12 protein-coding genes and 3 pseudogenes are annotated in these 14298 nt (G+C 39.8%); 11 read left to right on the plus strand and 4 right to left on the minus strand.

Annotated features, from left to right (window positions below; translation table 11 throughout):
- Positions 1-148: 148 nt before the first annotated feature.
- Entirely contained in the window at positions 149-343 is a 195-nt protein-coding gene (locus tag P20480_RS19730) for a hypothetical protein (RefSeq protein WP_008126937.1), read from the plus strand.
- Here the strand turns inward: P20480_RS19730 and P20480_RS15605 are convergent.
- Positions 340-2598, minus strand: a complete 2259-nt coding sequence (locus P20480_RS15605; protein ID WP_008126938.1) for a putative bifunctional diguanylate cyclase/phosphodiesterase — start codon at positions 2596-2598, stop codon at positions 340-342. The genes P20480_RS19730 and P20480_RS15605 overlap by 4 nt on opposite strands.
- Positions 2599-2651: 53 nt before the next feature.
- A pseudogene (locus P20480_RS17560) lies at positions 2652-5376 on the minus strand (insulinase family protein).
- Between the two features lie 190 nt (positions 5377-5566).
- Here P20480_RS17560 and sixA point away from each other — a divergent pair.
- The 3 genes and pseudogenes from sixA to P20480_RS17570 all read left to right on the plus strand — a co-directional run bounded on the left by sixA (position 5567) and on the right by P20480_RS17570 (position 7149).
- Entirely contained in the window at positions 5567-6037 is a 471-nt protein-coding gene (sixA, locus tag P20480_RS15600) for a phosphohistidine phosphatase SixA (protein WP_008126942.1), read from the plus strand.
- Between the two features lie 14 nt (positions 6038-6051).
- Positions 6052-6404 (plus strand): annotated as a pseudogene (locus P20480_RS17565) (RidA family protein).
- Positions 6405-6410: 6 nt separating this feature from the next.
- Positions 6411-7149, plus strand: a pseudogene (locus P20480_RS17570) (SDR family oxidoreductase).
- Between the two features lies 1 nt (position 7150).
- On the opposite strand, the gene P20480_RS15595 reads toward P20480_RS17570, so the two are convergent.
- Both P20480_RS15595 and smrB read right to left on the minus strand, forming a co-directional pair.
- Positions 7151-8080 carry an AEC family transporter gene (locus P20480_RS15595; RefSeq protein ID WP_008126948.1) on the minus strand — a complete coding sequence of 310 codons (930 nt, stop codon included), beginning with the start codon at positions 8078-8080 and terminating at the stop codon, positions 7151-7153.
- A gap of 27 nt (positions 8081-8107) precedes the next feature.
- Positions 8108-8665: an endonuclease SmrB gene (gene smrB, locus P20480_RS15590; protein ID WP_006793353.1), complete on the minus strand. Its 558-nt coding sequence runs from the start codon at positions 8663-8665 to the stop codon at positions 8108-8110.
- Between the two features lie 151 nt (positions 8666-8816).
- Here smrB and prmB point away from each other — a divergent pair, with 151 nt between their 5' ends.
- The 7 genes from prmB (at position 8817) to P20480_RS15555 (ending at position 14270) form a co-directional block, all read left to right on the plus strand.
- The gene (gene prmB / locus P20480_RS15585; RefSeq protein WP_006793354.1) at positions 8817-9752 is read left to right on the plus strand and encodes a 50S ribosomal protein L3 N(5)-glutamine methyltransferase; all 936 of its coding nucleotides are present in this window, start codon (positions 8817-8819) and stop codon (positions 9750-9752) included.
- A gap of 103 nt (positions 9753-9855) precedes the next feature.
- Positions 9856-10953, plus strand: coding sequence for a chorismate synthase (aroC, locus tag P20480_RS15580; protein ID WP_006793355.1), 1098 nt, complete (start codon positions 9856-9858; stop codon positions 10951-10953).
- A gap of 121 nt (positions 10954-11074) precedes the next feature.
- A complete protein-coding gene (locus P20480_RS15575) occupies positions 11075-11467 on the plus strand; it encodes a DUF4112 domain-containing protein (protein ID WP_008126949.1) in 393 nt (130 codons plus the stop codon).
- Positions 11468-11535: 68 nt separating this feature from the next.
- On the plus strand, positions 11536-12189 hold the full coding sequence (locus P20480_RS15570) for a glutathione S-transferase family protein (RefSeq protein ID WP_008126950.1): 654 nt from the start codon (positions 11536-11538) through the stop codon (positions 12187-12189).
- Between the two features lie 101 nt (positions 12190-12290).
- Positions 12291-12845: an elongation factor P hydroxylase gene (locus P20480_RS15565; RefSeq protein WP_033024952.1), complete on the plus strand. Its 555-nt coding sequence runs from the start codon at positions 12291-12293 to the stop codon at positions 12843-12845.
- A complete protein-coding gene (locus P20480_RS15560) occupies positions 12835-13998 on the plus strand; it encodes an ATP-NAD kinase family protein (protein ID WP_008126954.1) in 1164 nt (387 codons plus the stop codon). The genes P20480_RS15565 and P20480_RS15560 overlap by 11 nt, the downstream gene beginning before the upstream one ends.
- The gene (locus tag P20480_RS15555) at positions 13995-14270 is read left to right on the plus strand and encodes a YfcL family protein (protein ID WP_008126956.1); all 276 of its coding nucleotides are present in this window, start codon (positions 13995-13997) and stop codon (positions 14268-14270) included. The genes P20480_RS15560 and P20480_RS15555 overlap by 4 nt, the downstream gene beginning before the upstream one ends.
- Positions 14271-14298: the final 28 nt, after the last annotated feature.

Here is a 14298-nt window from a genome sequence, read left to right on the forward strand (position 1 = left end):
GATTAAATAGCCGCTGATTTGAACAAAATTTAATCCCAAAGATCAACAGACCTAAATACGCTGCCTTTTTGTTAAAGGTGTATTGCTTTAAATTTAATCGAAGAAACGCTAAACTGCGCGCCAATTTATTTAGATAAGGTATGTGGTTTTGTGGTTTGTTTTACTTAGCAGTTTGTTTATCCCGCTTATGTACTTAGACACAATACAAAAAGGCATGCCTGTAAAGCGCTGGCTTTTACTCAGTGCGCTGCTTGGCCCATTGGCTTGGTTTTTATTTAACGTGCATTACAGGCGAGCTTGGGTGAGATATGTCGGTGTTAATACCTGCATGTGGCGCGCTTAGCTTATAGACGCCACATTACTTTTTTTAGAGCTAATTAAGCTTGGCGTTGCTTTACTTTGTTGTTGTTTTAAAAACTCAGTAAATTCGTCTTTAGATAACGGTTTTGAGTAATAATAACCTTGTACCGTTTCGCAATTAAGCGTTTTTAAAATGTCTATTTGATGTGCTTGTTCTACGCCTTCGGCAACGACATGTAAGTCAAGGTTGTGAGCAATCGTGACGATTGAATCGACCATATTTCGGCCGCGCTCGTTTTTCATATCATCAATAAACGCTTTGTCTACTTTTAATGTATTTAGCGGAAACTGTTTTAAATAAGCCAAAGAAGAATACCCAGTACCAAAGTCGTCCATGGCTAAATGAATACCTCGGGCGCTTAAAGAGCGCATAATATTAATGGCTTCGTTAGGATCATCCATTACAGTGCCTTCAGTGATCTCTAATTCTAAAAAGTACGATGGCAAAGCATTTTTTTGCAAAATAATATCAATACGCGACGTTAAGTCGGGGAGGCTAAATTGTTTAGCAGACAAGTTAACAGCAACGCGCCCATTAAACAGCCCATCGTCCAGCCATTTTTTTACATCGCGACAGGCTTTGTTTAAAACAACTTCACCAATATCTATTATTTGACCTGTTTCTTCAGCAATAGGGATAAATACGCCCGGACTTATTATTCCTTTTTTAGGAGTAATAAAACGGACTAACGCTTCCATGCCTGTCAACTTGCCCGTGCGTATATTCATTTTTGGTTGATAGTAGACTTCAAAGTGATCTTCTTTCAAACCAAAGCGCATTAGGTTTTCAATTTGTAAGCGTTTAACTGCTTGGCGGTTCATGGTGTCGTTAAAAAACAGGTAGCTGTTACCTTTCTTTTTAGCATGATACATTGCGGTATCTGCATTTTTAAGTAGTACCTCGGGTGTGTTTCCATCTTCAGGAAACAACACAATACCGACACTTGAGGTAATAGCCAGCTCGTGCCCTGCCATTTTAAATGGGGTGGAAATAGCCGCTAAAAACTGTTTTGCAGTGCGAGTGATTACATGAAGGTCGTTCGTATTTGACATTACAAGCGCAAATTCATCGCCTCCTAAACGATAAAATACATCGTTTTCGCGGGTGAGTTTATTTAATCGCATAGCAAGCTTTGCCAGTAAACTATCACCTAGTTGATGACCTAATGAGTCGTTTATTTTTTTAAAGTTATCTAAATCAAAAACAAGTAATGCATGGTGAGCGTCTTGCTGAACCAGTTTATGTAAGTTAGTAAAAAATAAATTACGGTTAGGCAGGCTTGTGGTGCGATCTCGATTTGATAAATTATGCAGCTGCGACTCTGCTTTTTTTCGCTCTGTTAAATCGGAATAAACAACCACGTAGTTAGTAATTTGGTTTTGCTCGTTTTTAATTTCATCAATTGATATTTCTATTGGCAGCAATACACGCTCATTATTGCGCAGTTTAATTTCTTGCTGAATATGCTCAGTTTGGCGCACTACATCGATAATGTTTTCAACGTAACTTGTATCGTATCCAGGCAAATTAAAATCTTTATTTAGGTATTGTTCGCGCATACCACCAAATAACGTTAAAAAACTGGGATTTATATCGACTAATTTAAAGTTCTTATCGTAAATTGCCAGCGCATCAGTAAACGACTCAACACATTTAGCAAACAGATTTAATCGTTCTTCGGTTGATTTTAACTGTGAAATATCGCGAACAGTGCCTGTCATTCTGAGCGGGGCTAGATTTGCATCTTTTTCGATAACCTTGCCGCGGTCAAGCACCCAATGCCACTTGCCAAATGTATCTTTGACCCGGTATGTGGCTTCAAAAAAAACGCTTTGCTCTGCAAAATGTTTTTTTAGTAGATGCTCAACATGAGGAATATCTTGTGGGTGTATAAGTCCTTTATTTGGTGGGAAACCCATAATAGTGGGGGAGTTCATCATGTATTTATCGTTAATACGAATAACTTCGCCTGTTTTTATATTCCAATCCCACAAGGTGTCACCACTGCCTTCAACGGTACTTTTTAAACGTTTTTCAGAGAGGCGAAGTTGGCGACGAGAGCGCCTAAGCTTGTATATAACAAATAATAGGTATGGCAAAGCGAGCGCAATAATAGCGCTCGACAATAACAGCAGAGTGTTTGAATTGTATTTAAATGAAGACTCAAAGGCGTAAGTATCAAACGAGTAAGCAAGTAATACAGCGAATAGGTTTAGTTTTATTGTTTTTATTATCATTTTTTATTACTACTAATTTACTAATGACAATTTAAAACAAGCACATTCAAGAGTCAAAGAGAATGCGAGTAAACCGCTGTTTTTTGAGATTTATTAACTTTAGCCTTACTTAAAAGCTCGTATCTTGGCCTATCTTCATCAAAAAGTACCAGAGCATAATCTTTAATTTCTTGTAGAGTCAGCATGTTCAGTGCACAAAGCAATCGTTTTTGCATATCAAAATTATGATCTCTATTACCTATAGCAAGCCATAATCGTTGTGAGCGCAAACGTAAGTTTTTATCTTTTTCTGCAATATGCGTTTTTAGACCATGTTTTTGTTGCTGCCAGCTATGCTCGTCTAGCTCATTGATATTACTTAAATATTGATTCACAAAGTGAGTATGGCGATGCAGCAAGGTTTTTGAGTCAAATTTAGGGGACTGTATATAAAAAGCAATGCCTGCCCGGGTGTTAAAAGGCGCGTAACCCGCACCAACCAAATAGCCTAATTGTTGTGTTGTGCGCAACTCGTTAAAGTAGTCTTGGTTCATTAAATGATTTAACGCCATCATTTTAACTTTTTCGTTCACGTCATTGGTTTGTGCCTGGTAATACACAACCATGGCATGATCGTTACACGGTAACTCAATTTCATAACGTGTTGCTTTTTTTATTTCAAATAAAGGGCGTCTTAAATCGTCGATAGTTGTGGCATTCTGCAAATGTGCAGCCACCTTTTTTTGAAATTCTAAAGCATGATTTTCTTGCCAGTTGCCATGTAAAAAAGATTCCACATGTAACGCCTTAAAAAAGTCTTGTCTAAATTCATTAAATTGCTGGAAGCTTGTTGCTTTTAAAGCGTCTGCTAAATCGTTAGGCTGTGGATTCCAAGGCATTAGTTTTGCACCTAAAATACTAAACAACTCACTAACAGGTTTGTTTTGGTTGCTGTTACGCCAATGCCTAACAAGTTGTTTTTTATACTCGGCAAAGCGCTTTGCACATATATCTACATTAAATAACGCATCTAAGAGTTCATCGACGAGTTCTAATTGGCTCGATGATAACCCTGCAGTATGTAGTGTAAGTCCCCCTTGGTGGGAGGTTAAATGATAACTTAAACCAGCCAGTTCTGCTGGGTAAAACTGTTCGCCAACACTATCCATAAATAAATCGGTAAATAAGCGTGTTAGCGCCATGTGCTTTACGTCTTTTACCGCAAAGTCAGAGTCCATAGCTAAATAAAAATGACCTTTCGCTACTCTAAATGTGCTGTCTTGTTTAAACCAAAAATCAAACCCCGGTTCTTTTACTAAAAGTGTGGGTTGCTCTTGGGGCTTTTCTATTTCGAAAAGCTCAACCTCTTTAGTGAGATATGGGTTTGCAGTGGGTAGGTACATATCTTTAAGTGGTTTATTGATATCACTAAGGGCATCAAGCCAACTAGGTGATACTTTTTCTACTTTATAGGGTGTGTTGTACCACGCAGTTTTATGCTCGGGTTCTACGTCAGGGTGAATGAGTACAATACGCATATTGTTAGGTTTTAACCATTGCATCGCCATTTCGTGCGTTGCTTTATTAAAGCCTTCCATTAGGTAGTCACCTTGTACATAGTTGCATTCGTCATAATGCTGCATATTGATGCTCAAACTACTTACCCAATCAATAAGTCGTGATTTTTCTTGGTTATCAAACGCAATTTGTAAAAGATTTTTTTTGTCTTGATATAAGCGGGGCAGCTTTTCTGTGTTGGCATTAATTAAACATATGTACTCAAAAAGCATTTCGATAATATCTTCAAAATATTCTATACCCTCATCGGTAAGCGCCATGCTGACATTAAAATCTTTAAAGTTACTGCCGTTAATACCCCCTCCCGCCGAAAGGGCATTTATCCAACCTTGCTCTTTTAAAATAGAATACAGTGAGCCTTGTCCTTCATAACCGAGTAAATGTGCAATAAAACTGACGGTTTTATGTCGGTAAAAGTCATCAATATTAGGCATTGCAAAACTAACGATTAGTTTTTGCATGTGTTTGTGTGGCTCTATATGTAAAATTTTCCCTAGGTCTTGTTTTCGATAAAGTGGCTCGCTGATCTCAGGTTTTACAGATGCTTTATTTCCTAAAATTTGGCTAAAGTGAGCTTTTACCCAGGTTTGAAGAGTGTCTAGCTTTTCGTTTGCACATACAACTAATGTCATCCATTGTGCTTGGTAATGCTCATTAAAAAAGTCACAAAGTTCGTCGCTAATGCAGCGTTCTCTGTCTGCGAGTGTTTGCAGGTTACCAACAGAAAACTTAGCGAAAGGATGTGCAGGGTTAACCGTTTCTTTATGGGCCTGATAAATGCGACGGGCATCGTCCTTAATTTTTAATTTAAATTCTGCATCTATAGCATTACGTTCTTTTTCTGTTTCATTAGCACTTAACAGTGGGGCAATAAAAAAGCGGCTAAATTGTAATAATGCGTGTTCAAACTCTTGATTGTTTATATCAAAAAAGTAGCAGCTGTGTTCTGTACCTGTCCATGCATTTGTGTTTCCGCCTGATTGCGAAACAAAATTATTAAAGCTTCCAGAGTCTGGAAATTGGTCTGTGCCTAAAAAAAAGCATGTGCTCTAAAAAGTGAGCAAGACCTTGCCTATCAGCAGGATCGTCAAAGTGGCCCGCATTTACAGCCATTGATGCTGCAGCCTTTGTTGAATCTTTATCTTGCACAAGCAATACTTTTAGACCATTGTCCAGTGTAAGGGCGCGGTATGCTCTATTATCATTGCGGCTGATATTCAAATGGTGCTCCTGAAACTAAACGTTTACTTGATAACAACAGAGGATAACTTCAGGGCAGCAAGGGTGTGCTAAAAGATTTACCTGAATGTCGTGAAAGAACTATTTTAGAAAAAATAAGTTTATGTTGTTAATATAGCTGACAAGTGAGCAAACTGGCTACTGTTTATATTCTTTAATCGGTTGATTTTTTATGAAAACAATCTTAATAATGCGCCACGGCGAAGCTGCACCTATGCAGGCCGATGATGCGGCAAGAAATTTAACCCAAGTGGGTCATTTAGAAGCAAAAAAAATGGGGCAGTGGCTTGCCAATACGCAAAAACCGGATGCATTGTTAGTTAGCCCTTACATACGAGCTCAACAAACAGCAAACGGGGTCGCTGAAAGCATCACGTTTAAATATAGCGAAACGTGTGCCGATATTACCCCGGAAGGCAAACCGCATGTTGCAGCTGATTACCTTGAAACACTCATCCAAATGCACCCCGAGTGTAATAGCTGGTTAATTGTAGCGCATATGCCAATAGTGAGCTATTTGGTTGATCAACTTTGCCCAGGAAACATGCCTATATTTAATACAGGCGCTGTGGCTGTCATTCATTACAATGAAAATACGAATCGTAGCGAATATATAAATATAAACGCTCCTGCCGATTTATAAATTAAGAGACTAATATGACCATTGAACGTCTTCAAACCGGTGCGCGAATGAGCCGCATTGTAAAGCACAACGGCACTGTGTATTTGTGTGGACAGGTATGCGCTGATGCTGAAAGGGAATTAAAGAGCAAACGCAAACCATGCTCGATAAAGTAGAAGCATTGCTAGATGAGGCAGGTAGCTCAAAAAAGCATATGTTAAGCGCAACAATTTATGTAAAAAGTATGGAGTATTTTGCCGATATGAATGCTGTGTGGGATGCATGGGTACCAGAAGGTTATGCACCGGCACGCGCTTGTGTAGAAGCCAAAATGGCGCGCGATGCGCTATTGGTCGAAATTTCGGTAGTGGCAGCGCTAAAGGACTAATTTTGTATGAACAAAGCGCGGGTGGTACTCATAACCGGCTCTAGCCGAGGTATAGGGGCAGCCACCGCTGTTTATTTTGCGCGCCACGGATATGATGTATGTATTAACTATAAGACCCATTTAACTTAAGCAGAATACGTTGCCGATAGAGTATGAAGTTATGGTGTACGAGCCGAACCAGTTAGGGCCGATGTATCTCAAGAGATCGATGTTAACGATTTATTTTCACGTATAGATAAAGTATTTGGTCGGCTCGACGTGCTTGTAAATAATGCCGGTGTGCTTAAGCCTCAAATGCCCCTGCTAAACATGGACGCAAAGCGAATTAACGAATTACTCACTACAAACATTACCAGTACATTTATATGTAGCCGAGAAGCCATAAAGCGTATGTTACCCGGTAGCAGTATTATTAATGTGTCATCGGTAGCGGCTAAAACAGGTTCACCTAATGAATACATTGATTATGCAGCGACAAAGGGCGCTATTGATACATTAACCATGGGTCTCGCTAAAGAGGTTGCTTGTAAAGGCGTGCGCGTTAATTGTGTTAGGCCTGGCCTTATTTACACTGATATGCACACAGATGGTGGTGAAGAGGGGCAGGGTAGAACGGCTTAAAAGTAACCTTCCTCTGCGTAGGGGTGGGCAACCTGAAGAAGTGGCTGCTGCAATATACTTTTTAGCCTCACATTCTGCTTCATTTACTACAGGCACTTTTATTGATGTAGCTGGTGGCTTATAAATTAAAGTAAAACCGCTAACCAAAACGTTAAACTCACTACACTTAAAATAGTAGATAGCACCACCGCTCCTGCAAGCGTTGCTTCATGTTGTTTAATTTGACTCGCTATTAAATAGGCGTTTACGCCAACAGGTGAGGCACTTAATAAAACTAGTACGGTTAGTATTTGCGGGTCGAGCTTAAATATATATGACCCAATAAATAGTACGCCTGCCGGCAATATAATAATTTTTAAAATCGAGGCAATTAAAGCAGGTTGCCAGTTTGCTGCTATTTTATAAAACGCTAGGTTTGCGCCCAATACAAATAGCGCACAGGCTATTGCAGGGGTTGCTAATAATGCCAAACTGTCCGTTAAGTTTTTAAATAATACAATGCCCGAAACGTTAATGATTAAGCCGCAACCAATACTTAAAACAATAGGGTTAAGCACCATGCTTTTGCCAAACTGTGACCACGAGAACGAACTGCTATTGCCCTTTGCCCCAATTAAATAGGTCAGTGCAAATAATAAAGTGCTGTGGAAGGTGATGATCATAAAAGCAATGGCTATTTTCTCTTTGCCCAGCGATGCAATAATGATAGGAATACCTACCAACACCATGTTTGAGTAACTAGCCGCAAGGCCAAATACGCCGTGTTTTTGGTAATTTTTACTATTATTTTTATTCAAATAAAATCGGTCGACTAAAATACCTAATCCAAAAATACACAACACCGGGATATAAAAACTTAAAAATGCAGAAAGACTAATGCTTTGCTTTAAGTCTATTTGCGACATATTCAATAATAAAAAAGCCGGCAAACTTATGTAAAAAGTAAATTTACTCAGCCCTGTAATGTGCAGTTTGTTAAAAAACGAAAGCCGGCAACAGCCATAACCCAATGCGACAATGAATATAAGTGGAAAAATAATAGAAACAATATGCACGTAATTACTTCCTAGTAATATGTTGGGTTAGCGTCTAAATTCATCGCTTTGTGGTAAGTTTATCAAAATAAGTACCGCGCCTTTACCACCGTATTCAAGTGGCGCTTGATGCATTGCAATTACGTCTGGGTGCTGAACTAGGTACTGAGGAATTTTATGTTTAAGTATGCCACCACCAATTCCGTGCACAACACACGCACAATAATAATGCTGTTTTTTACATTCGTGAATGAGTCCTGCTAATTCATCTTTAGCAATTTCTTTGTTTAAGCCATGCAAATCAAGCGTTAAATCAGGTGCAAAGTCGCCTCGTCGCAATTGCTTAGGTAAATAAGTGTCGTGCCCTTCTTTTACATAATGGACAGTACCGTGGGTGTCTATATCGGGAATATATTCATCTGAAAAATAAAATTCAGATTGAGCCTGCTTTTTTTGCTGGGCAAATTGCTTTGCTTGTGACACCTTAGGCTTTGTATCAAAACGATGAGTATCTTGTTTAAATACTTTAGCGCCTGTGATCGTTTGGCGAAATAAGTCTATGTCGTCATTGCTTAGGGACGATGGTGATGGAGAGTCTTTTTTCATAACAATTACCTAAACAAAAAACGTAAAAACGCAGCGCAAAAGGCGGTACAATACTTAAATGAGAGGCAATTGTAATTTGCTAAGCCAATATAGGCAATGCAATCGTCTTAAAGACTCAAAACAGTCAGTAAGCTAATACAGGTAAAAATATATGAGCGATTTACAAATTGAAGAAGCAACACTCGAAGAAGCTGTTGCAGAACTGTCAACTTTACATGACTGGTTACGTTGGACTACAAGCCAATTTGCAAGTAGTAGTATATTTTTTGGACACGGAACAGATAACGCGTGGGATGAAGCTGTGAGCTTGCTTTTACCAGCGCTTAGCTTACCCGTTGATGCACCAAAAGAATTAATGCATGCGCGTTTAACAAGTACAGAAAAAAACCGACTAGCGAGTCTTATTGCTGAGCGTATAAACGACTGCACTCCAGTTCCTTATTTAACTAACATTGCATGGTTTGCAGGTATGCCGTTTTACGTAGATGAACGTGTACTAATTCCTCGTTCACCATTTGCAGAACTTATTAGCAATCGTTTTACGCCTTGGCTTGTTGAGCCAAACTCGGTAAATCGTATTTTAGATTTATGTACAGGGTCAGGTTGTATAGCCATCGCACTTGCACAAGCATTTGAGCAAGCGCAAGTAGATGCTGTTGATATTTCGTATGAAGCGCTTGAAGTAACTGATATCAACATTAATGACTACATGTTAAGTGATCGAGTACTGCCTATCCAATCAGATGTATTTAGTGGCGTAGAAGGCCAAAAGTACGACTTAATTGTGGCTAATCCACCGTATGTGGATGCTGAAGACATGGCAGACTTACCGCGCGAATTTCACCATGAGCCAGAGCTAGGCCTTGCATCAGGGCACGATGGTCTTGATGTAACGCGTACTATTTTAAGCGAAGCCAGCAATCATCTAACCGATAACGGTTTGTTATTTGTAGAAGTGGGGAACTCTATGGTACATATGGATGCTTTATATCCAAATGCGCCATTTGAATGGATTGAGTTTGAGCAAGGTGGTTTAGGCGTATTTGTTATTAGCAAAAAACAGCTAGATGAGTATTTTTCAAAATAACACGATTTGCTTTAGGTTAATATGAGCTAACTTAAACGTAATTGAATACATGGCTGGGCATATTAGCCCAGCTAATGGTCGTCATTAGGAATGAGGAAAGTTAATGGCAGGTAATAGCATTGGACAGTTATTTAAAGTGTCCACTTTTGGAGAGAGTCATGGCGTTGCTTTAGGCGGCGTTGTTGACGGTACTCCCGCAGGTCTTGAATTAACAGAGGCCGACTTACAAATAGATTTAGATCGCCGCAAACCAGGCCAAAGCCGATATACCACGCAGCGCCGCGAGAGCGATCAAATAAAAATATTAGCAGGCGTTTTTGAAGGTAAAACAACGGGTACAAGTATTGGTTTATTAATCGAAAATACCGATCAACGTTCACAAGATTACGGCAAAATTAAAGACGTGTTTCGCCCAGGCCATGGTGATTACAGCTATTGGCACAAATATGGCCTTCGTGATTATCGCGGAGGTGGCCGTTCGTCTGCACGTGAAACCGCAATACGCGTAGCAGCTGGCGCTATTGCTAAAAAATATCTAAAGCAATTTCATGGTATTGAAGTAAAAGCATGTTTAAGCCAACTAGGTCCTATTAAAGCAGAAAGTTACGATTGGGATGAAGTTGAAAACAACTTGTTCTTTTTTCCTGATGTAAGCAAGCTAGAAGCGCTCGATGAATACATGCGTGACCTAAAAAAACAAGGTGACTCAGTTGGCGCTAAAGTAAAAGTGGTGGCTAGCAACGTACCGGTAGGATTAGGCGAGCCTGTATTTGATAGGTTAGATGCTGAAATTGCGCATTCACTAATGAGTATTAATGCCGTTAAAGGTGTCGAAATTGGTGATGGCTTTGACGTTGTTGAACAAAAAGGCTCAGAGCATCGTGATGAACTAACACCTGAGGGTTTTACATCTAACCATGCTGGTGGTGTGCTTGCAGGTATCTCTACAGGGCAAGACATAGTAGCGTCTATTGCGTTAAAACCGACGTCAAGTATTACTATCCCTGGTAAGAGCATTAATACAAGCAACGAAGCGGTTGAGATGATCACCAAAGGTCGTCACGATCCGTGTGTGGGCATTCGAGCAATACCTATTGCTGAGGCTATGATGGCTATTACATTAATGGACCATTTACTGCGCCAGCGCGGGCAAAACCCGCATGTAAACCACGAACACGGGCCTATTAACGGCTCTGTATAATGGTTTAAATTTAGTCACTATAAAAGCGCGTTTTTCGCGCTTTTTGTTTATGTAAAATAGTTAATGTAGTTTAAGGCGCAGTTCAACTTTACCGTTATATAATTTTCCACAGAGGTAAATTATGCAGAATTCAATTCAAACACACAGTAAATATGCTAAACAAAAAGCAACCCTTGCGCGCCTTGCGCGTTTTAGCCAATTAACCGACAGTAGTATTCGTTTTCCTTTCACAAACTTTAGGTTTGGTATTGAGGCGGTGATTGGTTTTGTGCCCGTTGTAGGGGATGTGATAGGGCTTATTTTATCTAGTTACGTATTATTTGAGGCTCAAAAGTTAGGTATTAGCTGGCATGTTAAACTGCGGATAATTATTAATATGCTGATAGATTTTTTTGTCGGATCTATTCCTATTTTTGGCGATATATTTGATGCGTTTTTTAAAGCTAATACCCGAAATACACACATACTTAAAAAGCATATTACAAAGCAACTAAATAAAAACAGTAACGGGTAATTTTTAGTATTTATTTTGCGGTTAAATAATGTACAGTTGGAGAGTTCATTTTTAACAAGGAATAGGTAATGGAACTATTTATTGGCAATAAAAACTACTCAAGCTGGTCTTTGCGCGCATGGTATTTAATGAGTAAATTTGAATTGGAGTTTGATGAAATTCAGCTTGTACTCGATACCCCAGACTTTTACAGCGAGTTAAAAAAACATTTTACAGTTCAAAAGGTACCCGCATTAATTGATGGTGATTTACACGTTTGGGACTCACTTGCTATTTGTGAATACATTAACGATGCGTACCTTTCGCAAGTTGCCTGGCCTAAATACGTAACGCAGCGTGCAACTGCACGAGCTTTAAGCGCTGAAATGCACTCAGGCTTTATGGCTCTTCGAAGTGAAATGCCAATGAATATAAGGGCAAAGCGAAAAATTACACTTTCAGATGATGCTAAAAAAGACATCGCCCGCATCGACGACATATTTGCTAAACAGCAAGAAATTTACCCAAACCAGTGGATGTTTGGCGATTTTAGTATTGTTGATGCTATGTATGCCCCCATTGTACTGCGATTGAAAACTTATCAGGTAACCCTGTCTAAAGCCGCTAATAGTTATTGCCAACATGTATTAGCATGCCCTGTATTACAAAGCTGGATAACTCAAGCACTGCAAGAAACCGATATTGTTGATGCAGATGAAGCCGGGGTTGATGTAAAAATATAGGTCAATAAGCGACTTTTACTTTAGCTATAAAAGCCCGTACAATTCGTCTCGTTTTTAGTGCGCCAAAAGGCGCTTTAACCGAGACGAATTAGTCGTATTATATGCATCAAATCGCTGATCTTATTTCTATTTTCGAAAACACATTTTACCAAAGCCATAATACAAGGCTGATCAAAGGTGATTGTGAGCCCGTGTACCTTCCCGCAACACAAGACATTCCTTATCATCAAATTGTGTTTGCACATGGTTTTTATGCCAGTGCCTTACATGAAATAGCCCATTGGCTGGTTGCGGGCATTGATCGTCGACAACAAGAAGATTACGGCTATTGGTATTGCCCCGATGGCCGCGATAAACACCAGCAGGCTGAGTTCGAAAGTGTAGAAGTCAAGCCACAAGCCATTGAATGGCTATTAAGCACCGCAGCGGGTTTTTCCTTTAATGTATCGGTAGATAATTTAAATGGTGAGCAAACGTGTCGTTTTGATTTTCAAAAGCGGGTGCACCAGCGCGTACTTACGTTGATTGAAAGTGGTTTTAATGCACGAACTCAATCATTATTAATCGCGCTTACTCGTTTTTATCACACACCATGGCCAATGACTGCAAATCAGTTTGATTGGCAACACCCTCAGGAGTTTTGTGATGCAGTTTAAATTAGGTTTAATTATAAACCCTGTAGCAGGATTAGGCGGAAGTGTCGCCCTCAAGGGAAGCGATGGGGCGCAAACCGCAGCAAAAGCGATTGAGCTAGGTGCACAACCTAAAGCAAATAGCCGTACTAAAGCCGCACTAGAAATACTGTTACCGTATAAAGAGCAGCTTGTTATTTATACCGTTAATGGCGAAATGGGCGAACAAACAGCAAAAGCTTTAGGTTTTAATGTTGAAGTTGTATACAACACAGACGCAGTAACAACGCCAGATGATACCGAGAGTGCCGCACAGGTGTTAAAAAATGCCGATGTAGATTTAGTTCTATTTGCAGGTGGCGATGGCACCGCACGTAATATTTGCCATGCCATTGAAGATACTGTCCCAGTGCTTGGCATTCCTGCCGGATGTAAAATCCACTCTGGCGTATATGCCATTACACCAAAAGCTGCAGGGCGAGTTGTTGAAATGCTCGTAAAAGGCGAATTAGTGACGTTAGCTGATGCCGATGTGATGGATATTGACGAAGACGCATTTAGGAAGGGTACAGTAAAAGCTAAACGCTTTGGCGAAATGCAAATACCCAGTGAAGTACGTTATGTGCAAGCTGTAAAAAATGGCGGTAAAGAAACAGACGAATTAGTACTTTCAGATATAGCTGCTTACGTTGTGAGCGAAATGGACGAAGACACACTTTACATTATGGGAAGTGGTTCAACAGTCGAAGCTATAATGGAAGAAATGGGCCTTGAAAATACTTTGTTGGGTGTTGATTTAATAAAAGATCAAACACTTGTAGGCCAAGACCTAACAGCCGCCGACTTACTTGAACTTACCCATAAGAAAAATACCAAACTTGTGATCACTTTAATTGGTGGGCAGGGTCATATTTTTGGTCGCGGAAATCAGCAGCTAAGCCCTGCGCTTATCCGCGCTATTGGCAAAGAGAATATTATTGTTGTTGCAACAAAAACTAAGCTACAGGCTTTGAATAACCGCCCGTTAATTTGCGATACAGGCGACAACGAACTAGACGACGAATTAACAGGTTACATAAAAGTAACCACCGGATTTAACGACCATATTATGTATGCAGTAGGGCACCAATACCAAGATGAAACGGGTGCTATACAAAATCAGGAGATAAACAAGTGACCTTAGTAAACTATATTGACGCGGCTCAACAGTATTATGATGATTTAGTTATCAAAGCAACGGATGACGAATTATTTGCAGGCGGCTACTTACGCGGTCATTTTGATCTTGCTGTAGGCTATGCTGAAGTTGAGCAACTTACTATCAGTATTGATCAGTTAAACGAAACAGTAGAGCAAAGTCTTGTAAAAGCGTACCGTAACGGAGAACTTAACGAAGAAGACAAGGCACTAGTTGTTCGCTTATGGGAGGAAGTTAAAGCGCTCGCTTAGTAACCAAATGAAACAAAAAAAGCACGAT

Source organism: Pseudoalteromonas sp. BSi20480 (genome assembly GCF_000241365.1).
Taxonomy (GTDB): domain Bacteria; phylum Pseudomonadota; class Gammaproteobacteria; order Enterobacterales; family Alteromonadaceae; genus Pseudoalteromonas; species Pseudoalteromonas marina.